Genomic DNA, 19,137 nt, shown 5'->3' with positions numbered 1-19,137 from the left:
GTGCTACCCACCACGGGTGTCACGACGGACACCGTGTTCGTCTCGTGTACACCCGATACCTACGCGTTCAGGCCGCTGCCGCCGGCCCACCGGCGGCAGTGCCGAGCAGTTGCATGATGCCGGTGATCTCGAGGACCCGGCGGACCTAACCGGCGGCGTTGACCAGAGTGAGGCCTACACCTGTCGACTGCCTCGTAGCGTGCGCCCACCAGCTTGCTGAGCACCGTCGAGTCGATAAAGCTCAATCGTTCCAGGTCTACCTCGACGACTCTCACCTGGCCGATCGTCTCGCGTAGCAGCTCTTCGAGCCGGTCGGCGCCGGACATGTCGATCTCGCCGGACAACGCAGCACAGCACGGTCGGCGCTGACGTCAACACGCCAGTGCCAGGTCTCCTGCGGGCCATCGTCACCATCGTCCCCTGCAGTCGGTCGCGCCGGGATCCGCGCTGTCACCGGGCGACCATGTGACGCAACTCGGTTAGCCTTGCGGCCGTGATCCCTTCCGATAATAACGGCACTCCGACGCCTGTCCGGGAGGCTTCACCCCGTACCGGAGCCGTCCGCCCCGCCGCTGCCCATGGCGGGACGGTAGCCCAGCATGTCCCCCTCCCCGATAGCCGATTGACGATCACATCGGATGGCAGAGGCCCGCCGGCGCGAGTCGTAGAGGGCGGCCGTGCCTGCGGCTGGCCGGCGAACGCCTCGACGTCTCGCCATCACGGATAATGCCCGTGAGGGGAGGGCGGACAACCTCCGCTGTGGCGTCTGCCGGCGTTCGACTTCCCCTCGCGGATCACCGCTGGGAGGGCGCGGTGTCGCGTGGCGGCATGGCGCGGGACGGCACCAGGCCGACATCGTCGCCGGTACCAGGTAACTCAATGAGGCGGCACCGCAACCAGGGTCGCGGCGCCGCTGAAACCATGGGTTCAGCGTCTATTGGCCAGCCTGCGGGTGAATTCCACACCGGGCGCGATAATGCCGAGCCCACGGTAGAGGTGCAGCCAGTTGTCGGCGCCGTTGAGCGGTACGAGTTGGCACCGCTCTCGTGGTCGATGACCAGGCCGTAGAGCCAGAGCACCCCGCCACCGCCGATCAGGCTCGTGCGCGCCGGAGACGGTGCCCCTGTGATCGCGTGCGAAACCACCGGGATCGCGGGCTCCGGACAGCAGCGCCACACTCCTGAGCACGGCACCGACCGCGACGCGGCAGGCTACCCACCAGCGGCAACCTTGTTTATCCACCGTCGGCACGGGGCACCATGCAGCCGTCCTGCGAGAACATGGAAAAGAAGGTGAGTGCGATGGCGGGCGCGAGCCGAACGGCGACCGGTGGGTCCCGGTCCAAGGATCCTGAACGGGGTAAGGGGCGAGCAACGGAAGGCAGGGGCCAGGCCCGATCGGGTGGGCCATTGGGACCGCCCTTCCGTAAACCTCGATGGGTCAAGGCCTACTCCTTCGCGTTGATCACCGGCGCACTGTTTATCTTTTCCTGGCTTGGCCAGTTCATCTTTCAGATGATTACCGAAAGCAACGAGGCGAGGCAGCACGGGCAGTCGTTTGCCTGGAGCGAGTTCCTGCCGCAGTTCTTCTCCTCGACCTTCGAGAACTGGCAATCCGAATTCCTACAGCTCGTCTGGCAGGCCGTCGGCTTGGCTCTGTTTTACTACTGGGGATCGTCACAGTCCCGGGAATCCGACGAGCGGATCGAGGCCAAGCTTGACGCCCTGCTGCGGGAACGGGACCTGGACCCGGAGCGGCCTTGACACCCGCCATGCCGGCCGGTCTCCTGAAACGAAATCCTGCAGCTGGTGGGGTAGACCGGATCCAAGCCATACCAGGGGAGCGGGGCGGGTGACGAGCGTTGATCGGAGACAACCGTCGCCGCCGGCTCCCCCGGCGTTCCCGATTCGGAGAACTGCCAGGGTGTGGGCCCCACGAAGCGGGTACGGTCCGCCGGGCCAAGACGGGCATCCGATGATTCCGCTTCATATCCCAAGCCAGGCCGCCACGCGAGCAACCGGCTCACCATCGGGAGGCGCCATGTCAACCCCGCGCACCTGCACTAGGGCGTGTCCTGTCGATCTTGTAGTGGTTGATCGTTGACCACGTCCCGGTGGTGCGTCGTGGTGAATTGACCGATGAAGCTTGGGCGGTGATCGCGCCGCTGCTTCCCGAGCCTGGCGGTGCGCGGGGGCGGTGGCGGGATCACCGGCAAGTCATCAACGGGATCCGACTGGCGATGGGCGACGGCACGCGGCGGCGCCGGCGGCGGACCGGGCGCTGGTAGACCGGGCGGGGCTCTTCAATCGTCCGGGCAGAGCACGGCGAGCACACCGGTGATCTCCAGGACCCGACGGACAGTGCGACGCGGGCGGCTGACGACCAGACGGCAACCCCGCTCACGCGCATGGGTGTGTCGATGGACGAGAACAAGGATCCCGGAGGAGTCCAGGAAGCTCACCTCGTCGAGGTCCACCTCGATCACCTTGGGCGTGTGGTGAGCGAACAGGGTGCCCAGGGTCGCGTCGAGTTGCCGGCAGGTGGCCAGGTCCACCTCGCCGGCAACCTCGACCCGGAGGTGATGGTCGCTCAGTATGTGGACCATGATGGCAATATCGGCGGTGGAAGAGGAGGCGGTCGTCATGAAGACTCCCATGGACGCACCGGCGTCGATCCCTCGTAGCAGAAGCAGGGCCGCTTCGACCGTATCGGATCCCGGCGGAGTTCGCATCCCCCGTCGACCAGGAAGCGGACATGGAAGGTGGGCGCTGGACCGGCCTACGCCGGGAAGGCCTGCAGGAATAGGACGATCGGGATCCATCGCGCGTTCTGGACGACGCCCGCCGGGCACTGGCGAGGTCGGCACCGGCAGGCCCAGGGGCATAGGGTGTTGCAGCCCTGCACTCCGCACCGAACAGGTGCGGCGAACCGGCGTCACACGACGGGCGTGGATCCGGCTCTGCCGACCGTGGATCCGTGCAGCGGCCCCTGCGGGGGCTGCCATACAAGTGCGTCACGTCCCCTCCAGAGCGGGCGATGGGGCGCGCCGGTTCTAAGGATCGTGTGTCATGACGGAGCAGCCCATGGACCCCACCGAGGCGTTCGCCGATCTCGGTCGGATCAAGCTCGGTGAGGTCGGCCTCGAGGACGTGCTGCGGCAGGTCGCCGACCTTGCCAAGCGCACGATCTCGGCCGATGTGGAGGTCTCCGTCACCCTGGTGCGCGGTGGGCAGGCGCACACCGCGGCGTTCAGCGGTGACCTCGCCCTGCGGTGGACGAGTGGCAGTATGCCGAGGGACGGGCCGTGCCTGGACGCCTCGGCCAGCGGCGGCGTGCTGTCCGTGCCGGACCTGACGGTCGAGGAGCGCTGGCCGCAGTGGGCCAAGCGGGCCGAGGCCGGCGGCGTGGGCAGCTCGCTGTCGATCGGGCTGCCGATCCAGCAGGCCGTCGCCGGTGCCTCAACATCTACGGTCCACGCCGCTCGCCTTCGACGACGACCCCACCTGCATGATCCTGCCGCACGACGTGCAGAACGCCCCCGCTCCCGACCTCACCGGGCACGAGCACGGGGTCATGGTGACCAGCACGGGACTGCCCACTCCGGAGCTGAGGCCCCGCCCGGACGACCTCCGGGCCGCCGCCGACGTGCTCAACGACGGGCGGCGGGTGGCGATCCTGGTCGGCCAGGGCGCCCGCACCGCGGCCGCCGAGCTGGCGGGCTGGCCGACCGGCTCGGCGCCGGGAGCGCGGCGTCCCTTCTCGGCAAACCGGTCCTCGACGAGTCGCTGCGGAATCACCCGGGGGTTATGGGCCACCTCGGCACCACCGCCAGCGCCACATTCCTGCGGGAGTGCGACACGCTGCTCATCGTTGCAGCAACGACCCCTGCACGGAGTTCTACCCGGCTCCCGGTCAGGCCCGTGCGGTGCAGGTCGACATCGACGGCCGCCGCCTCGGCATCCGCTACCCCATCGAGGTGCCGCTGCTCGGCGACGCCGGGGAAAGTCCGCGCGCTGCTACCGCTGCTCACCGAGCGGCCGGACCGGGCGTGGCGCGAGCGCATCGAGGTGGAGGTCCGCCGCTGGCGGGAGATCGCCCGGCAGCGGGGCCACCCCCGAGGCCGAGCCGCTCAACCCGCAGTACGTCGTGCACGCGCTGAACGACCACCTGCCCATCGACGCGCAGGTCTCGGTGGACGTCGGGGGATCGATCACCTACTGGTACGCGCGCCACCTGCGTCTGCCCCCGGGTGCGCCGGCGCACCTGTCCAGCACGCTGGCCTCGATGGGCTCGGCGCCGCCGTACGGGATCGCGGCCAAACCCACCGCCCCGGACCGGCCGGTGGTCGCCCCTCGCCGGTGACGGCTCGATGCAGATGAACGGGCTCGCCGAACTGCTCACCGTGGCCGCCCGCTGGCCGACTCGCCCGACCCCCGCTTCGGGTGACCGTCCTGCAAAACCGGGACCTCGCCGAGGTCAGCCGGGAACAGCGCGATATGGAAGGCGATCCACGCTTCGTGGACTCCCAACGCCTGCCCGACGCCCCCGATGCCGAGTGGGCGAAGCTGCTCGGCTGGCACGGCCTGCGGGTGGACATGGCACCTCCGACGGGGATCGGTGGCGGTTCTCGTCCGGGCTTGAACCGGCGAGGAGAACCTTGGCGCATGTCTTGACCCGGCAACGACACTATCGCGGCCCGCCCCTGAAGCGCATCTGGATCATGACGATCGCGGCGGAGCGAGCGCGCGACGTCCCCGTCCGTTCCTGAGAATGTCACTTGGCGACGACGAGCGCCTGCGGGGCAGCGGCCTTCATCCGGGTCCGCAGCACTTCAACTACATGGCGGTCTCCTCCTCGCACCGCCGCACGACCGCGAGCAGGTCCTCGTCGCGGGCACCATAGGCGGCTTGGCCGACGACGGTCCAGGCGATGTCGCACTCGGCGGCCATCAGGTACAGGTCCTGGAGGTCTCGGAGGAGGCCGATGCCGCCGGCGCGGGTGCCGGTGAACAGTTGCGAGTGCAGCCGGTCGGGTTCGACGGGGGCGTCCTCGGAGTAGCGGGCGGCGAACGGGTGCAACTGTTCGGCGTGCGCGTCGCAGCGCTTTGCCTGCCGCTGACGGAGGTGCTGGATGTCGGGTTCCTCGGCGTGCGCGTCGGCGACCTGCCGGAACGCGTCGGCGAGGTTGACCTGCGCCCGGCGCAACAGACCGAGGTAGCGGGCGAGGTGCACGCTCACTCCTTCCCGCTGGTGGTCTGGGCTGCCGGCCCGCCCACGGTCGGCGGCACCCCGGCGTCCGGGGGCGGCGCGCTGCCGCCGATTGTCGGCGCCGTGTGTTCCTGCGGATGCCCGTTCCTGGTCGTCGGCCTTCGCGGCCATAGTGCTTGGGGTGCTACAGGTGTGCGTCCTGCCATGGGATGCGGGTGGTGTGGCGGCGTAGGACGATGCGGGCGACGTGTTCGAGGAGCCATGGTCCGACGGTTTCGTGGCGTTCGTAGCCGAGGAGGCGTCCCCACCGTCCGGCGGTGACGATGAGGGCGGTGACGCGTTCCTGGCCGTCGTCGTCGCGGGTGGTTTCGATGTCCGCGACCCGGCCGATGACCCGGCCTTTGTGGTCACGGATGGGCCTGCCCAGGATGACGCCGGCGCGCAGTGGGGTTCCGGCCTGGTCAGGTGGCATCGGCTGCTCCGGGGATGCGGGCGATGAGATGGTCGCGTAGCCAGGTCTCCAGGGCCGGGTCGGGCAGCAGTTCTCGGCGTACGGAGAGGTTGACGGCGCTGGTGAGTTCGGCGACGAGGCTGTAGGGGATGCGAATGGGGCCCCGGTCCCGGTCGGCTGCGAGTCGTCGGGCGGTGTCGGCCATCCAGCGGCCGAGCGCGCCGCCGATGCGCACGCCGAGGGCTTGTTGGCCGACCAGCAGTGCGGCCACGTATGGGGTGCCGTCGTCGGTGAAGGCCAGTTCGACGTCGTCGACCTTGCCGACGGGCTGGCCGTCGAGGTCGAGGATCTGTCGGTCGAGCAGATCGAAGCCGACGAGCATGTCAGCCGCCTCCCATCCGGGTGGAGATCATCAGGGGTATCGCCGCGATGGCCGCGGCGAGCACGACGGCGAGGTAAATCAGGCCGAGGGCGTTGGCGAGCCGGCCGTTGACGCGTCGGTCGAGGTAGCCGCGGTCGTTAGCGACAACCAGGATCGGCAGGTAGGTCAGCGGTAGGGCAACGGCGCTGAACACCAGGGTGTATTCCGTGAGTTGGATCGGGTCGATGGTGGTCATGAGCACCGCCACCCCGACGAGGATCGAGACGATGAGGACGGTGTGGAAGCGCGCGGCTTCCCGGGGGCGGCGCAGCTTGCCCCAGGCCCAGCCGAAGTATTGGGCCACGGTGTAGGCGCTGGACAGGCCGGTTTCCATGGCGGCGCCGAAGGTGGCGGCGAAGAAGCCGAGGATCGCCGCGGCCAAGCCCAGCTTGCCCAGGGTGATCGCGGCAGGCAGTGCGACCTGGGACAGCGAGTCGACCGACATCTGCAGGGGGTAGAACACGGTGGCGGCGGTGGCCATCAGCGCGAACGCCAGGAGACCGCCGAGGGGGAATCCGACGAACACGTTGACCCGGGAGGTGAGCAGGTCCTTGGGGCTCCACCGCTCTTCGACACCGCCTGAGGAGAAGAAGAACACCTCGTAGGGGGTCATCGCGGAGGCGAACAGCGCCACGGCGAAGAACCAGTAGGTGCCCCAGTCCTCACCGGCGGGCGGGCCGGGGTGGGCGGCCTGCTGCCACAGCTGCCCGGCGTCGGGAGAGAGGCGGAACAACGCGATGATGAATACGACAAGTGCGAGGCCGGTGATGCCGAACAGGTTCTCCAGCAGCGAGAACTTCGCCCGCCACAGCGTTACCCACAGCACGACTCCGACGACGGGCACCCACAGCAGATAGTTGACGCTGGTGGCCAGTTGCAGCGCCAGGCCGACACCGCCGATCTCGGCGCCGAGGGTCAGGACCGTGACGAACAGGGAACCGGCGAGATTCGCCAGCGCCACCCGCGGGCCGAGGCGCTCGCGGACCAAGTCGAACACTGGTCGTCCGCTGACCGCAGTCACGCGACCGCTCATCTCCGCGTACGTGCAGATGCCGATCACACCCACGACCAGGACCCACGCGTGGGACATGCCGAACCGGGCGCCGGCCTCAGCGTTGGCGACGATGTCGCCGATGTCGACGAACCCGCCGATCGCCGTCAGCACCCCCAGAGCGATCGCCAGAACTCGCTTCGCGCCGCCGTTTCCGGCCGCCGACGGCGTGTTCACCATCCCGCTGGCCAGTGACGTAGCGACGCTCATCGGTGGTCCTCGATGAGCTTGTTCAGCTGCTGGGCGCTGCTGTCGAGGGCTTCGATCGAGTTGGCCAGCGTCGCGTCGTCCTTGGCCGCGGCGGCATCGGACAGCTCGCGGGCGGTGGCCTGCACCAGCGGGGCGAGGCGGTCACGCAGGGCGGCAGAGGCGTCATCGGAGGCGACCGACTCGGCCAGCGTTTTCTGCGCCCCGGCCACCCCCTTCATTGCGTCGTCGTATGCGGTCGCGGCAAACGCGGCGGTGACGCGTTTTCGAAGCTCCTGGCGACCGGTCAGCACCCCGGTGACGGCGGCGTCATGCGCCGACGCGGCCACCTGCAGCACCGTCCGCAGGTAGCCAGACGCATCCTGCGGCCGCGACTCCTGATACGCCAGACCCGCCCAAAGTCCAAGCAGCGCTGTGGCCGCGATCATCAAACGGTGGGTGCCCTTCACCTAGGGTCTCCTACCCACACGGCGGCATCCGCTAATCCCACCGAGGTCACGGGCGCGGTGGCCCACCGGGGCGGGTTTCATGCCCCGGGCAGAGAGCTGGCGAGTCCTGAGCGTCGTAGGCGTTGAGGTGTCTGCTGAAAGTCCGACCGCCGCTGTAGAAACCAGGCGGTTGCCGGCAGGACGATCTTCGGGCACAGCACCGGCATTCAACCGCCAGATCGGTTGGACCGGAAATCGGACACCCCGACTGCGGAAGCGGGTTGGGAGTTCAGGGTGGTGACCCAAGGCCGGGTCCGGCTGTGGCGGAGGCGTCCGACAGACGCGGCATCGCACCCGCTCGACGCCGTCTGCTTGGGGGTCATCGACACCGAGATGATCCAGCGGATCACCGGCGACACTCGCGAGAGGCGGGAAGCGATGATCGCGGGGGAACCGTCGTCCGTCTCGGTAAGGGAATGGGGCGCAGACGTGTTTCCGGATGGGTCACGGCTGGTTCGGGTCGAGACCCATATCCCGGAGGAGGGCATCACGCGACTGGCCGTGTTCCTGCGCCTCCTTCGAGACGGAGATTATCTGGAAGGCGAGCTTGCCGAGCCAGGATAGGAGGAACAGCGCTCCGGTGACGAAGGCGAACGAATACGCCTCGGTCCATCGTGGCTTGCGGAACGCGGTCCATCATGCCGCATGCCGACGGTAGCCTGTTTCCGGGCGGGCTGTTCTCTTTGGTTTGGGTTTGCCATGGGCCAGCCTCTCGTCGTGCGGGTGCTGGTTCAAGGTCCCACGTCCTGCGAAATCTGAAACAGAACCCTTGGCTGCGGCCGCTGTCGTCGACAGCTGGGCCGCAACGAACGACGCCGGCGCCCGGGAGGCGCCGGCGTCGTTCGTTGCGAAGCTCAGTCCTTGGCTTCCCGCTTGGCCGTCTGAGGTTCGGCTCCCTTGCCGACTCGCTTGAGGGCTTCGTGGAGCTGGCCCTCGGTCATCTTCGAGTTGCCCTCGATGCCGGCGTCGTGGGCGCGCTGGCGCAGGTCGTGCAGCTGCTCGCGATCGGCCATCTCAGCCTCCCCTTGCACGTCGGGCCCTCGTCCGGGCCCCGTAGAGATCGCTGGTTTCCCCCACGCGACCGCGGATAACGCACCTGCCCGCAACGCCTCCGTTACCCAGCGGTTGACTCTGTTGGATCTTGTGTGGCTGTGTGGCCGAGGGCGAATCCGGTCTGCCAGGTTTACGCGGGGACCTGTCGTTCGATGCGTCGCATCAGGTGGCGGCCCGGCCGCGTGCGCATTGTCGCTGTCCCATTGGGGAACCGCTTCGCTTCTCACCCGGAATGGGCACCTTCGCTCCTATTCTCAGGGAGAAGGACAAGGCTCCCTGGAGGAACGGTGTCAGTGCGGGCGTGGGGGACAGGGGGACTGGTCGGTCTCGTGCTGTGCTGGGCGGGCGTGGGTTATGAGATCACCAGGTCGCCGGACGTCCACGACTACCGGGTGGCAGCGGTGGAGTCGGCGCAGTCGGCGTACCACGCCGTGGAGACGGCTTGGCTGGTCGGTCAGGCGCGGCTGGACGGCCGGGTGCTCGGCCCGTACGTCGACAGCGTGTGGGAGGACGGCCGGGACGCGCTGGCGGGTGCCGCGAAGCGGTTCGCCGGCGGGACGTCGGTGGACGACGCCACCGCGCGGATGCGCGGCCGGCTCGGGCCGCTGCTGTTGGCGGCCGGCGCCCGCCTCGACGCGGTGCGGAACGCCGCCGACGATGCGGATCCGGCTGCCCTGCGGCGGGCAGTGGGAGAACTGCCGTCGGTCGCCGGCCAACTGGACGCCTTCATCGAGGAGTACGGGTGACCGGCCCGGACGGTGGCCGGTGAAGAAGCTCCTCGCCGTCACTCTGGGTGTTTTTGACCGCGATTGGCGGATTCGTCGACATCGGCGACATCGTCTCCGCCTCTCAGGCGGGCAGCCGGTTCGGGTTGCGGCATGCCTGGGTGTTGGTGATCGGGGTGGTCGGCATCTGTGTCTATGCGGAGATGGCCGGCCGGGTCACGGCGATCAGCGGCCGGCCGGTGTTCGACCTGATTCGCGAGCGGCTCGGCCCGCGGGTGGCCGTGCTGAACCTGCTCGGGTCCTATCTGGTCACCCTACTCACCCTGGCCGCCGAGATCGGCGGTGTCGCCCTCGCGTTGCAGTTGCTCAGTGGTACCTCGTACCTGCTGTGGACGCCACTGGTGGCGCTGTTGCTGTGGCTGGGCCTGTGGCGGGTGAAGTTCGAAAGCCTGGAGCGGCTCTTCGGCCTGGGTGGCCTGCTGCTCGTGGTGCTGCTGGTGGCGGCGTTCCAGCTTCAGCCGTTGACGTCCAGCCTGTCCCGGCAGGCGGTGTCGACGACGCTGCCGGCGGGGGAGAGCTGGCCGACGTACTGGTACTTCGCGGTGGCGATCTTCGCCTCGGCGATGACCCCGTACGAGGTGTTTTTCTTCTCCTCCGGAGGGGTGGAGGAGAAGTGGACGCCGAACGATCTTGCCATCTCGCGGATCAACGTGTTCCTCGGTTTCCCGCTCGGCGGGCTGCTCGCGTTCGGGTTCCTCGCCGCGTCGGCGGCGGTGTTCGCCCCACGGGACGTGTCCGTGGACACCGTCGGCCAGGCGGTCCTCCCGGCCGGGCTGGCGTTCGGCGAGATCGGGCTTGCCCTGCTGCTAATCGGCGTGTTCGCGGCGACGTTCGGAGCGGCGATGGAGACCAGCCTGTCGGCCGGCTACACCGTCGCCCAGTACTTCGGCTGGTCCTGGGGAAAGCTGCTGCGCCCCCGGCAGGCCGCCCGCTTCCACACCGTGGTGCTCGTCGGCATTTTGGTCGCGGTGGCGGCGCTGCTGACCACCATCGACCCCGTGCAGCTCACCGAGTACATGCTGATCTTCAGTGCGGTGGTGCTGCCGCTGACGTACCTGCCGATCCTGATCGTGGCCAACGACCGCGACTACCTCGGCGACCGGATCAACGGCCAAGTCGCCAACACGCTCGGCCTGGTCTACCTGGTGGTCGTGCTGGTCGCCGCCTTGGCTGCGATCCCGCTGATGGTGGTGACGGGAGTGGGACGCTGACATGTCGCTGCTGCTGAACTTCAACCTGCTGGACAGGCAGATCCTCGACCGGGATGGCATCGCTGTTGGCAAGGTTGACGACCTCGAACTGCGGCACACCGACCACGCGGTCTACGTTGCCGCCCTGCTCACCGGGCAGCAGGCCCTCGGTTCACGCTTCGGTGGATTCCTCGGCCGGTGGATCACCGCCGTCGCCGTCCGTCTCGACGACCGGGACGAGGGGCCGCGCCGCATTCCGTACCACCTGGTGGACCACGTCGACGCGGCCGTGCACCTGCGGGTCAGCCGGGACCTGCTCCCCGCGCCGCCCTTGGAGGAATGGCTCGACGCGCACCTGATCGACCGGATCCCCGGAGCCGGCCATGCCGGCTGAGCACGACGCCCTGCGGCGGGTCAGCGATCTGATCGGCAGGAGCGTCACCGCCGCCGACGGTCACTGTGTGGGCCGAATCGTCGATGTCGTGGCCGAGCCCGAGGAGCCCGGTCAGCTGCGGCTCACCGCCGTCCTGGTTGCCCGCGGACCGTGGGGGCGGCTGCTCGGCTACGAACGCGACGAGGTGCGCGGGCCGTGGCTGCTGGAGAAGATGGCCCGCCGGATCCTGCGCAGGCAGATCACCCAGGTGCCCTGGTCAGACCTGCCTCCGGCAGCCGCCGGGCATCCAATCGACCGGCATGACGCAATGGAGCGGTGAGGACAACGCTCCCCGCACTCCACCGGATGGACCCAGTGCCTCTCACCCTCGGACGCGCAGTAGCCCGGCCAGACCCGCTGCCAACCCCAAAGCCCTACGGCGCGTGTGCTGGCGCGGGCGGGCGTCACGTTGGCGGAGGTTCGACCGGCCCGACGACGCACGTCGCCCGCGATGTCCCGAGAACGACCGCCACCTCGGATACGGTCAGCCGTTCCCAGGCCACCAGCCGCAGAATCTCCTGATCGGCATCGGGCAGCCGACTGAACGCGACCGCGACGTCGCGCCGGCTGACCACCTCATCCGCGTGATCCACCATCACTGACCGGTCCGGCCGGGCCGCGACCCGCCGCGGCCGGCGTGGGTCTCATCCTCGCCACCGTCGGGCTCGACCCGATCGTCGGCACGGCCCGGTTCACCTTCGGCAGCGACCAGCTGGCGGACGGGGTCGACTTCGTGATCGTCGCGATGGGGCTGTTCGGCGTCGGTGAGATCCTCTACAACCTGGAGCACCGGCTCCGGCCGCAGCCCGCCGTACTGTCGTTCGGGCGGGCCATCCCGACCCGCCTCGAGTGGCTGCGGTCCCGGCTGGCCATCCTGCGCGGATCGGTGGTCGGCTTCGTCCTCGGCGTGCTGCCCGGCGGCGGCGCCACCATGTCCTCGCTCGTCGCCTACGCCGTGGAGAAGCGCTCGGCCAAGGATCCGTCCCGGTTCGGCAAGGGCGCGATCGAAGGGGTGGCGGGCCCGGAGAGCGCCAACAACGCCGCCGCGACCTCGTCGTTCATTCCGTTGCTGACCCTCGGCATCCCGGCGAACGCGACCATGGCCGTGCTCTTCGGCGCGCTGCTGCTGCAGGGCATCCCGCCGGGGCCGCAGCTCATCGTCGACCACCCCGACGTGTTCTGGGGCGTGGTCAACTCCATGTACGTCGGGAACATCCTGCTGCTACTGCTCAGCATCCCGCTGATCGGGGTGTTCGTGCGGCTGCTCAAGGTCCGCGCGGCGATCCTCGCGCCGCTGACCGTGCTCATCACCATGATCGGCGTGTACAGCATCCGGAACAACGTCTTCGACATGTTTCTGGTCGTGGCGCTCGGCCTGGTCGGGTACGGGATGAAGAAGCTCGGCTTCGAGCCCGGCCCGTTCGTGCTCGCCTTCGTCCTCGGCGAGTTGTTGGAGTCGTCCTTCCGCCGGTCAATGCGCCTCTTCGGCGGCGACCTCACCGGCTTCGTCGAGCGGCCGGTGTCGGCCGTGCTGGTCGCCGTCTTCCTGCTGGCCGTGGTCATCGTGCCGGAGTGTCGATCGAGGAGTAATCGGGGCGGGGTGGGTCGCGCTCGACGGGTCGGCTGGTGGCGCGGGGGTCGACGACCACCGCTGCTCCCCCTCGGCACAGCGGTGGGGTCGCGCCAGCCACCAACCTCGTGCTGGGCGCGTCGACCGGCATGGCCCAGCCAAGGGCGGTGTCCAGCGTGCGAAGGCCAGCCGGTAGGGGAGCGGGGCCGGTATCAGCACCGACTGGAGCGCCAGTCCGCGTCATTATCGTCCGTAGCCAGACCCCCACCTAACGCATTCTGCGTTAGGTGGGCGGCGACGATGGCAGAGGCGAGTCGTTCCCGGCGCACGTGCGTGGGTGCGGGCCTCGTCTACCAGTTGGCGGGCCTTGTCCTTCGCGGTGTCGATGGCGGCCTGGGCCTCCCGATATTCACGCGCGGCGGCCTCAAGGTCATCCTGCAACTCCCGGCCCAAGCCCCCGCCCGCCCCGCAAACCGACCCCCGCTTCAACGCCTGCCAAGAAAGCCAACGCAGCGTCGACCAAGCCTGGCCGGGCTGCGGTCGTAGCACCAGTAGATAAGTAGCCGATGAGCGTTGCGTCACTCCGCCCAGACCGGTCGCGATATCGAACTCCTCGGGCGCGTGTCAGCGTGCGTGCCGGTGGATATGGTCGCACCCGTACGTGTGCGTGACACGTGGAGTGGACGAGGATGGTCGAGACGATGGTCGTGGTCGAGCGGGGAGACGAACTCGGCGAGGGATACCGGCGCCGCATCACCGAGGTCTACGTGCGCAGCTTCGCAGCGGACTTCGTCGCGTTCTCGCGCGACACCGGCAAGTTGGCCGACGCGTTCGAGCACATGCTGCTGCCCGAACGGTTCTACATCGCGCTCGTGGACGGGGAGCCCGCTGGCCTCGCCTCGCTCACCGCGGGCGACCAGACGCAGTTCGCGCCGCGCTGGCGGGAGATCCGGCGCCATCTCGGGCTGGCGCGCGGGCTGCTCGGCTACGTGGTGATCCGGAGATGGTTCATGCGCCCATCCGACGGCGCCCGGCCCGGGCTCGCCGAGATCGGGTTCGTCGCCACCGAGCCGGCTTGTCAGGGTCGCGGCGTCGCGACCGCGTTGCTGCGTCACCTGCTGGCGTTGCCCGAGTATCGGGAGTACGTGCTCGAGGACATCAAGGACACCAACGCACCCGCCCTCGGCCTCTACGCCAAGCTCGGCTTCACGGTGTACAAGCGTCGGAAGGTGCGCTTCGCGCGACGCGCCGGATTCACCGAACTCGTGTCGATGAAGCTCGTGCAGGACTCCACGTCGCAGCCTACCGCCGACCGATCACCCGAAGCCGTCTGACGGACACCTGAGGTGCTCCCGCTGCCCGAGGCCGAGATCTAAAGACCCAACCCCCTCCCCCTGCGAACGCTCGCTCATCATCCGCAGACCGCGCCTCGTGGAGCGGAGCCAGCTGACGGATGGCGACGCGCGGACGTAGCCGAATTGAGGACGTTGCTTTGGGTGGCATGTCGCGGGTCGTTCGGTTCCGTCGTCGACCGCGTACCGCTGCCGGGCGAGGTGGTGTGTGGTCACCCGGCAGCGGCGGTTACGCCGTCAGCCGCGCGTGGTGCAGGATTGCGGCCAGCTCGACCGGCCGGCTGAGCATCGGCCAATGCCAGGTCGGCAGTTCCTCGTAGCGCCACGCGTCGCCGGCCATGTGGCGGTACAGCGGCATTGTCGCGGCCATCCCCTGCGCTTGGGCCGCGGTGAAGCTCGACAGCACCGCGTCACCGTCCGGGCCAGACCTGGCCTGTCCGGGCATCGGTGTGCTGGCGGACAGCTCTGCGGCCCGGGCCGCCGCGCCTGCTCGCGAGTGACCGTGCAGCCGGCCGAGCAGATCGAGGTTTTCCCGGGCGGTTAGGCCGTCGTCGAGCGGCCCGGTGAGGCTGATCCGGTCGCGTACGGCTCGGGCATGGCGGGACCACGTCGTGGCCGAACACCCTTGCGGTGCCCGCGTCGGTGGGTAGCAGTGTGCCCAGCACCCGGATCGTAGTCGTCTTGCCGGCACCGTGGAGCCGAGGAATCCCTACACGGACCCGCCGGGATACTCAGGTCGATCCCGTCCACGGCCCGTGTCGTGCCGAACGTCTTCACCAGGCCGGAAGCTTCGACGGCAAGGTGGCTGGAGGCTGTCATCGGCCCCAGACATCCTCGTCGACCACGTCGCCCTGCTCCGCGGTGACATCGCGGGCGACCGCGAACGCCGCAGCGGCCTCCGGCAGGCGCGGTGCGCCGTCGAGGGCCGCGCGCAGGGTCTCGGGCGAGTCCCACCGCCACATGTCCACCCACGTCCGTTCGTCGACGCGGATCAGTCGGGTCTCGGTCGGAGCGCCGAACGCCGACCGGATCGCGTCGAGGAGGTTCCTCCGTCGCTCCAGCACGGTGTCGGCGTCCGTCGGGTCGGCGGTGAAGCGCGTTATCCGGATCAGAGCCATCCCTGCACTCCCCACTAGAGCTAATGTCTAGAGAACTATTCTAGTGCTACAGTACAGGCATGCAACTGGTCAAGAGCACCGGCAAGAAGGGCGAGAAGTCACGGCAGACGCGGCGGCGGATCTTGAAAGCCGCGTACGAACTGTTCGTCGAACAGGGCTACGGAGCCACGACGCTGCAGAGCATCGCCGAGCGAGCCGGCGTCGCCGTGCAAACCATCTACTTCGCCTTCGGCAACAAGCCTTCGCTGCTCAAAGAGCTGGTTGACGTCACCATCGCCGGCGACGACGAGCCGATCCCCACGATGCAGCGCGACTGGTTCCAGGCCGCGCTCGCAGCCGACACCACCGAGGCGCATCTGGGGGCGCTCGTGCGGGGCACCTCCCAGGTTCTTCAACGGGTCGCGTCGATCATGGACGTCCTGCGCGCCGCCAGCGCGCAAGACCCAAGCCTGGCCAGCCTGTGGCAGCAGGACAGGGATCCGCGCCTCGAGGTCCAGACCGCCGCGGCTGCCAGCCTCGTAGCCAAACCCGGCGCACGGGCGGACGTGTCGGTGGAGTACGCCGCCGACGTGCTCTACGGCATGCTGAGCCCGGAGGTGTATCTCCTGTTCGTCCGTGACCGAGGCTGGACCCCGGAGCGTTGGGAGCGGTGGGTCTACCACACGCTGCACGCGCAGCTATGCGATTAGCGCGAGCGCAAGCGGTCAGCCGCCTTCCTCGTTCCGCCGGCCCGCGCAATCGCCGCACACCCGCGCCAGTCGCCTGCGCGCCCACAACATCAGCAACGGCACGCACACCCCGCCCAGATACTCGCTCGCCATCTGTCGTCCCGTCGTGGATATGTCTAGGACGCAGCGCTGCAGTGCAGCGCGGTCGTAGTGGCTCCGCGCACAATGGCATGGAGTACCTGGTGGAGGCCTAGGGTTCGTCGCGCGAGGAGCCGTCAAGCCGATGGCCGACGTGTGAGCGTATCGGCGAAGCGTCCGAGGCTGCGAGCAGCGGCAAGCCCCGCTTTAAGGCAGTGGTTGCGTCCTGGCGTGTCGCCTGGGCCTCGTAGCGGACACCAAACGCCACCACCGATCGGCGATCCGGTAGCGCCTGGATACCAGCATCGGGGTGGCCTCACGATCATGCTCACTCGCGCCCGTTGGGTGCCCGAAGCGCCTGCAAACCAGCCCATCCCGACTTTCACCCGCCAGCCGCGTAGCAGGCTGCGGATACAACGCCCACGAAAGCCAGTTTGGTGCGGAGGACAGGTGGGCCAGCAGACCTAGCACGAACAGGCCGGTCGTCGCAGCAGCCCAGCGGACCTCCGACAGCGACCACAGGGCAGTCCACGGCTGACCACGCCGCCGTGGTCCCGCCGGCAGTAGAGGCTGCGCTGCTCGCGACGCGTCGAGCGTCCACGCGAGGTCGGTGGTGTCTGCGCTGACGAAGACCGTTTTCCAAGTACATCGCGCCAGTGAAGCTGTAGCCGTAGAGGGTGTACTCCCACCCTGCGGGCCCACGGTAGTGCGCAGATCCGCGCACCCGGGACAGCCAGAACCCGACTGGCTGCTGGGGAGTTCGCGTCAGTTGGGCCGGTAGGAGGCGAGGAACGCCTGGGCGCCGGCGTCGGCGTAGCGGTCGAGGGCGGCGGGGTCGGGTCGCTCGGTGTCGCCGCAGAGCATCATCCGGTTGAGGGGGATCGACATCACCAGCCAGTTGAAGTGTTCGGCGGCCAGCTGCGGGTCGTCCAGCCGAAGCTGGTTGCGGGCGGCGAGACTTTCGAAGGCGGCGGCGAGCGCGTCGATGGTGCGCCCGGGACCGCGTTGGTAGAACAACCGGCCCAGCTCGGGGAACCGGCCCGCTTCGCCGATCACCAGGCGGCGCAGCTGCATCACCCGGGGCTGGCTCACCTGGGAGACCAGCGCGCGCGCCAGCTTCTGCAAGTCGGCCTCGAGGTCGCTGCTGTCGGGCAGACTCGCCACCTGGCGTGCGACCGGGTCACTGACCAGTTCGACTGTGCCGGTCACGATCTCGCGGAACAGGCTCTGCTTGTCGGTGAACTGTTTGTACACGGTCTGCTTGGACACCGCCGCCGCGGCGGCGATCTGGTCCATGCTGGTGGCCAGGTAGCCATCGCGCAGAAACAGCGTGCTGGCCACGTCCAGGATCGCCTGGCGCTTTCGCGCGGTCCGGGTCTGCCCGTCGGATGCCGTAGTCGTCTCTGTCACGCCGCCAACAGTACTGGACAGTCCAGTTCTAGGCGAGTACGGTACTAGACCGTCCAGTTCCGCTCGGTCGATGCGCAAGGTTCTCATGTCACAGGCGTCATCCCTGCCGCGGCCCCGGGTCCTGCTCAGCGGCCTGGCCTACGTCGAGTCACCCCGTTGGCACGACGGCCGGCTGTGGTTCGCCCATTGGGGTACCGGCGAGATCGTCGCGGTCGCGCCCGACGGCAGCAGCGAGGTCGCGGCGTCCGGCCCGCCCGGCCTCGGCTGGTCCATCGACTGGCTGCCCGACGGCCGCCTACTGGTTACCGGCGAGGATCTCATGCGGCAGGAACCGGACGGGTCGATGGTCCGGCACGCCGATCTCAGCGGACTGGCGCCGTTCTGGAACGAGCTTGTCGTGGACGGCCGCGGCAACATCTACGTCAACAGCATCCGCTTCGGCTTCCGCGCAGGCGCACCACCGGAGTCCGGGATCATCGCCTTGGTCACCCCGGACGGGACAGCGCGCGAGGTCGCCGGTGACCTGGAATTCCCCAACGGCATGGTAGTGACGCCAGACAACAAAACGCTGATCGTCTCCGAGTCGTTCGCCGGGCGGCTGACCGCGTTCGACATCGCTGCCGACGGCAGCCTGTCCAACCGCAGGACATGGGCCGACGGCCTCGCACCCGACGGCATCTGCATGGACGCCGACGGCGCGATCTGGGCCGGCGCCGCCGACGTCGCCATCGCCACCGGCCGTGCCGACTCGCCACAGGGCGCCGTCGTCCGGGTGCACGAGGGCGGCAAGGTGACCGACCGAATCGAACACGACCAGGTCATCTTCGCCACCATGCTCGGCGGCCCAGACCGCACCACCCTGTTTCTCCTCGCGGCCGAGTTCCGCGGCGTCGAGCACATGGACGAATCGGTCGCCGCCCGCACCGGCCAAGTGCTCACCGCAACAGCGCCGACGCCCGGCGCCGGCCGGCCATGACCGGCATCCGGACCTCCTCACCGGCACTCCCAAGTCCAGCTCACCCTGCCCAACCTCGGCCTCGCCAACGCACGAGTACGAGCAGAGGTTAGCCGCGGTCCCCGCGGTGACGCCGTCCCGCGCTCCGGGCTTAGCGACCAGAGCCTCGGCAACGGCCGTGCGCACGGTGAGCCGGGGCTGCTCGCCGTCTGGCCGCTGTTGCGCGACCCCGGCGTCGGGGGCCGTCGCGGTGGCGACCATGTCGATGATGGCCGACACACGACGCAGGGCGGCGCCCGTACCGCACGTGCGCGTGTAGCAGGGCGTCGGCGGTCTCCGCCGCCATGGCGGCGCGGAACCATGGCCGCTCCATCGTGGCGACCGGCTCGTCGTCTCCGACGATCGTGACGTCGACAAGCTCCTTGAGCAGCTTGCACTTGTCCCGAACACGAAGTAGATCGTCTGGATCGCGACCCCCGCCCGGTCGGCGACCGCCTGCAGGTTCGTCGCGCCATACCCGTTGGCGACGAACAGATCGAGCGCGTCATTGAGGCTGTGCCGCCGTGTCTCTGCTGCTCGCTGGCTGCGCCTCTGCAGCGCTTGACATTGGACACCGCTGTAGCGTAGCTCTAGAATCATT

The 19,137-nt window shown here is 68.9% G+C and carries 24 protein-coding genes and 2 pseudogenes; 13 read left to right on the top strand and 13 right to left on the bottom strand.

Annotated elements, in window-relative coordinates; genetic code table 11:
• Nucleotides 1-59: 59 nt before the first annotated feature.
• Nucleotides 60-326: an STAS domain-containing protein gene (locus AC0OLQ_RS24350; RefSeq protein ID WP_484532415.1), complete on the bottom strand. Its 267-nt coding sequence runs from the start codon at nucleotides 324-326 to the stop codon at nucleotides 60-62.
• A 954-nt stretch (nucleotides 327-1,280) separates the two neighbouring features.
• On the opposite strand from AC0OLQ_RS24350, the gene AC0OLQ_RS24345 reads away from it, so the two are divergent.
• Complete coding sequence (locus AC0OLQ_RS24345; RefSeq protein ID WP_484528208.1) at nucleotides 1,281-1,763, top strand: DUF6766 family protein; 483 nt, start codon at nucleotides 1,281-1,283, stop codon at nucleotides 1,761-1,763.
• Between the two features lie 353 nt (nucleotides 1,764-2,116).
• A pseudogene (locus tag AC0OLQ_RS24340) lies at nucleotides 2,117-2,284 on the top strand (transposase); the annotation flags it as partial.
• Nucleotides 2,285-2,302: 18 nt separating this feature from the next.
• On the opposite strand, the gene AC0OLQ_RS24335 reads toward AC0OLQ_RS24340, so the two are convergent.
• The gene (locus AC0OLQ_RS24335; protein WP_484528207.1) at nucleotides 2,303-2,644 is read right to left on the bottom strand and encodes an STAS domain-containing protein; all 342 of its coding nucleotides are present in this window, start codon (nucleotides 2,642-2,644) and stop codon (nucleotides 2,303-2,305) included.
• A 1,502-nt stretch (nucleotides 2,645-4,146) separates the two neighbouring features.
• On the opposite strand from AC0OLQ_RS24335, the gene AC0OLQ_RS24330 reads away from it, so the two are divergent.
• Together AC0OLQ_RS24330 and AC0OLQ_RS24325 are read left to right on the top strand one after the other, a co-directional pair.
• Nucleotides 4,147-4,362, top strand: a complete 216-nt coding sequence (locus tag AC0OLQ_RS24330) for a thiamine pyrophosphate-dependent enzyme (RefSeq protein WP_484528206.1) — start codon at nucleotides 4,147-4,149, stop codon at nucleotides 4,360-4,362.
• Nucleotides 4,363-4,442: 80 nt separating this feature from the next.
• Entirely contained in the window at nucleotides 4,443-4,673 is a 231-nt protein-coding gene (locus AC0OLQ_RS24325; protein ID WP_484528205.1) for a hypothetical protein, read from the top strand.
• Nucleotides 4,674-4,835: 162 nt separating this feature from the next.
• Here the strand turns inward: AC0OLQ_RS24325 and AC0OLQ_RS24320 are convergent, their stop codons facing one another.
• From AC0OLQ_RS24320 to AC0OLQ_RS24300, 5 genes are all read right to left on the bottom strand, one after another.
• On the bottom strand, nucleotides 4,836-5,231 hold the full coding sequence (locus tag AC0OLQ_RS24320; protein ID WP_484528204.1) for a hypothetical protein: 396 nt from the start codon (nucleotides 5,229-5,231) through the stop codon (nucleotides 4,836-4,838).
• 160 nt (nucleotides 5,232-5,391) lie between these two features.
• A complete protein-coding gene (locus AC0OLQ_RS24315) occupies nucleotides 5,392-5,679 on the bottom strand; it encodes a PRC-barrel domain-containing protein (RefSeq protein WP_484528203.1) in 288 nt (95 codons plus the stop codon).
• The gene (locus tag AC0OLQ_RS24310; protein ID WP_484528202.1) at nucleotides 5,669-6,040 is read right to left on the bottom strand and encodes a hypothetical protein; all 372 of its coding nucleotides are present in this window, start codon (nucleotides 6,038-6,040) and stop codon (nucleotides 5,669-5,671) included. The genes AC0OLQ_RS24315 and AC0OLQ_RS24310 overlap by 11 nt, the downstream gene beginning before the upstream one ends.
• 1 nt (nucleotide 6,041) lies before the next feature.
• Nucleotides 6,042-7,340 (bottom strand): NRAMP family divalent metal transporter, encoded by a 1,299-nt coding sequence (locus AC0OLQ_RS24305; RefSeq protein ID WP_484528201.1) that lies wholly within the window; start codon nucleotides 7,338-7,340, stop codon nucleotides 6,042-6,044.
• Nucleotides 7,337-7,786: a hypothetical protein gene (locus AC0OLQ_RS24300; RefSeq protein ID WP_484528200.1), complete on the bottom strand. Its 450-nt coding sequence runs from the start codon at nucleotides 7,784-7,786 to the stop codon at nucleotides 7,337-7,339. The genes AC0OLQ_RS24305 and AC0OLQ_RS24300 overlap by 4 nt, the downstream gene beginning before the upstream one ends.
• Nucleotides 7,787-8,059: 273 nt before the next feature.
• Between AC0OLQ_RS24300 and AC0OLQ_RS24295 the strand changes: the two genes are divergently transcribed.
• A complete protein-coding gene (locus AC0OLQ_RS24295) occupies nucleotides 8,060-8,389 on the top strand; it encodes a hypothetical protein (protein ID WP_484528199.1) in 330 nt (109 codons plus the stop codon).
• Between the two features lie 290 nt (nucleotides 8,390-8,679).
• Here the strand turns inward: AC0OLQ_RS24295 and AC0OLQ_RS24290 are convergent, their stop codons facing one another.
• On the bottom strand, nucleotides 8,680-8,838 hold the full coding sequence (locus AC0OLQ_RS24290) for a hypothetical protein (RefSeq protein ID WP_484528198.1): 159 nt from the start codon (nucleotides 8,836-8,838) through the stop codon (nucleotides 8,680-8,682).
• Nucleotides 8,839-9,225: 387 nt separating this feature from the next.
• Between AC0OLQ_RS24290 and AC0OLQ_RS24285 the strand changes: the two genes are divergently transcribed.
• The 4 genes from AC0OLQ_RS24285 to AC0OLQ_RS24270 are packed head-to-tail and all read left to right on the top strand — an operon-like array spanning nucleotide 9,226 to nucleotide 11,566.
• Nucleotides 9,226-9,624, top strand: coding sequence for a hypothetical protein (locus AC0OLQ_RS24285; RefSeq protein WP_484528197.1), 399 nt, complete (start codon nucleotides 9,226-9,228; stop codon nucleotides 9,622-9,624).
• A gap of 53 nt (nucleotides 9,625-9,677) precedes the next feature.
• Nucleotides 9,678-10,874, top strand: coding sequence for an NRAMP family divalent metal transporter (locus tag AC0OLQ_RS24280; RefSeq protein WP_484528196.1), 1,197 nt, complete (start codon nucleotides 9,678-9,680; stop codon nucleotides 10,872-10,874).
• 1 nt (nucleotide 10,875) lies between these two features.
• Nucleotides 10,876-11,247 carry a hypothetical protein gene (locus tag AC0OLQ_RS24275; RefSeq protein ID WP_484528195.1) on the top strand — a complete coding sequence of 124 codons (372 nt, stop codon included), beginning with the start codon at nucleotides 10,876-10,878 and terminating at the stop codon, nucleotides 11,245-11,247.
• On the top strand, nucleotides 11,237-11,566 hold the full coding sequence (locus AC0OLQ_RS24270) for a PRC-barrel domain-containing protein (protein ID WP_484528194.1): 330 nt from the start codon (nucleotides 11,237-11,239) through the stop codon (nucleotides 11,564-11,566). The genes AC0OLQ_RS24275 and AC0OLQ_RS24270 overlap by 11 nt, the downstream gene beginning before the upstream one ends.
• A 124-nt stretch (nucleotides 11,567-11,690) precedes the next feature.
• On the opposite strand, the gene AC0OLQ_RS24265 is transcribed toward AC0OLQ_RS24270, so the two are convergent.
• Entirely contained in the window at nucleotides 11,691-11,882 is a 192-nt protein-coding gene (locus tag AC0OLQ_RS24265; RefSeq protein WP_484528193.1) for a sigma factor-like helix-turn-helix DNA-binding protein, read from the bottom strand.
• Between the two features lie 41 nt (nucleotides 11,883-11,923).
• Here AC0OLQ_RS24265 and AC0OLQ_RS24260 point away from each other — a divergent pair, with 41 nt between their 5' ends.
• Together AC0OLQ_RS24260 and AC0OLQ_RS24255 are read left to right on the top strand one after the other, a co-directional pair.
• Entirely contained in the window at nucleotides 11,924-13,402 is a 1,479-nt protein-coding gene (locus tag AC0OLQ_RS24260) for a tripartite tricarboxylate transporter permease (RefSeq protein WP_484528192.1), read from the top strand.
• 143 nt (nucleotides 13,403-13,545) lie between these two features.
• The gene (locus tag AC0OLQ_RS24255; RefSeq protein ID WP_484528191.1) at nucleotides 13,546-14,190 is read left to right on the top strand and encodes a GNAT family N-acetyltransferase; all 645 of its coding nucleotides are present in this window, start codon (nucleotides 13,546-13,548) and stop codon (nucleotides 14,188-14,190) included.
• A 247-nt stretch (nucleotides 14,191-14,437) separates the two neighbouring features.
• Here AC0OLQ_RS24255 and AC0OLQ_RS24250 read toward each other — a convergent pair whose 3' ends face one another.
• Together AC0OLQ_RS24250 and AC0OLQ_RS24245 are read right to left on the bottom strand one after the other, a co-directional pair.
• Complete coding sequence (locus AC0OLQ_RS24250; protein WP_484528190.1) at nucleotides 14,438-14,614, bottom strand: hypothetical protein; 177 nt, start codon at nucleotides 14,612-14,614, stop codon at nucleotides 14,438-14,440.
• 409 nt (nucleotides 14,615-15,023) lie between these two features.
• A complete protein-coding gene (locus AC0OLQ_RS24245; RefSeq protein WP_484528189.1) occupies nucleotides 15,024-15,326 on the bottom strand; it encodes a hypothetical protein in 303 nt (100 codons plus the stop codon).
• Between the two features lie 59 nt (nucleotides 15,327-15,385).
• Here AC0OLQ_RS24245 and AC0OLQ_RS24240 point away from each other — a divergent pair, with 59 nt between their 5' ends.
• Nucleotides 15,386-16,015 carry a TetR/AcrR family transcriptional regulator gene (locus AC0OLQ_RS24240; RefSeq protein WP_484528188.1) on the top strand — a complete coding sequence of 210 codons (630 nt, stop codon included), beginning with the start codon at nucleotides 15,386-15,388 and terminating at the stop codon, nucleotides 16,013-16,015.
• Between the two features lie 882 nt (nucleotides 16,016-16,897).
• On the opposite strand, the gene AC0OLQ_RS24235 is transcribed toward AC0OLQ_RS24240, so the two are convergent.
• The gene (locus tag AC0OLQ_RS24235; RefSeq protein WP_484528187.1) at nucleotides 16,898-17,473 is read right to left on the bottom strand and encodes a TetR/AcrR family transcriptional regulator; all 576 of its coding nucleotides are present in this window, start codon (nucleotides 17,471-17,473) and stop codon (nucleotides 16,898-16,900) included.
• Here AC0OLQ_RS24235 and AC0OLQ_RS24230 point away from each other — a divergent pair.
• Nucleotides 17,463-18,518, top strand: coding sequence for an SMP-30/gluconolactonase/LRE family protein (locus tag AC0OLQ_RS24230; protein ID WP_484528186.1), 1,056 nt, complete (start codon nucleotides 17,463-17,465; stop codon nucleotides 18,516-18,518). The genes AC0OLQ_RS24235 and AC0OLQ_RS24230 overlap by 11 nt on opposite strands.
• Before the next feature lie 432 nt (nucleotides 18,519-18,950).
• On the opposite strand, the pseudogene AC0OLQ_RS24225 reads toward AC0OLQ_RS24230, so the two are convergent.
• A pseudogene (locus tag AC0OLQ_RS24225) lies at nucleotides 18,951-19,136 on the bottom strand (TetR family transcriptional regulator); the annotation flags it as partial.
• Nucleotide 19,137 lies beyond the last annotated feature (1 nt).

Source organism: Micromonospora sp. Utrum1 (assembly GCF_057197805.1).
This window is presented reverse-complemented; position numbering and strand designations above follow the sequence as displayed.

Excerpts from the sequence above, each read along its gene's own strand:
- AC0OLQ_RS24350 (WP_484532415.1), bottom strand. The coding sequence starts at position 326 with ATGTCCGGCGCCGACCGGCTCGAAGAGCTGCTACGCGAGACGATCGGC.
- AC0OLQ_RS24345 (WP_484528208.1), top strand. The coding sequence starts at position 1,281 with ATGGAAAAGAAGGTGAGTGCGATGGCGGGCGCGAGCCGAACGGCGACC.
- AC0OLQ_RS24335 (WP_484528207.1), bottom strand. The coding sequence starts at position 2,644 with ATGACGACCGCCTCCTCTTCCACCGCCGATATTGCCATCATGGTCCAC.
- AC0OLQ_RS24315 (WP_484528203.1), bottom strand. The coding sequence starts at position 5,679 with ATGCCACCTGACCAGGCCGGAACCCCACTGCGCGCCGGCGTCATCCTG.
- AC0OLQ_RS24310 (WP_484528202.1), bottom strand. The coding sequence starts at position 6,040 with ATGCTCGTCGGCTTCGATCTGCTCGACCGACAGATCCTCGACCTCGAC.
- AC0OLQ_RS24305 (WP_484528201.1), bottom strand. The coding sequence starts at position 7,340 with ATGAGCGTCGCTACGTCACTGGCCAGCGGGATGGTGAACACGCCGTCG.
- AC0OLQ_RS24290 (WP_484528198.1), bottom strand. The coding sequence starts at position 8,838 with ATGGCCGATCGCGAGCAGCTGCACGACCTGCGCCAGCGCGCCCACGAC.
- AC0OLQ_RS24275 (WP_484528195.1), top strand. The coding sequence starts at position 10,876 with ATGTCGCTGCTGCTGAACTTCAACCTGCTGGACAGGCAGATCCTCGAC.
- AC0OLQ_RS24270 (WP_484528194.1), top strand. The coding sequence starts at position 11,237 with ATGCCGGCTGAGCACGACGCCCTGCGGCGGGTCAGCGATCTGATCGGC.
- AC0OLQ_RS24265 (WP_484528193.1), bottom strand. The coding sequence starts at position 11,882 with ATGGTGGATCACGCGGATGAGGTGGTCAGCCGGCGCGACGTCGCGGTC.
- AC0OLQ_RS24255 (WP_484528191.1), top strand. The coding sequence starts at position 13,546 with ATGGTCGAGACGATGGTCGTGGTCGAGCGGGGAGACGAACTCGGCGAG.
- AC0OLQ_RS24245 (WP_484528189.1), bottom strand. The coding sequence starts at position 15,326 with ATGGCTCTGATCCGGATAACGCGCTTCACCGCCGACCCGACGGACGCC.
- AC0OLQ_RS24240 (WP_484528188.1), top strand. The coding sequence starts at position 15,386 with ATGCAACTGGTCAAGAGCACCGGCAAGAAGGGCGAGAAGTCACGGCAG.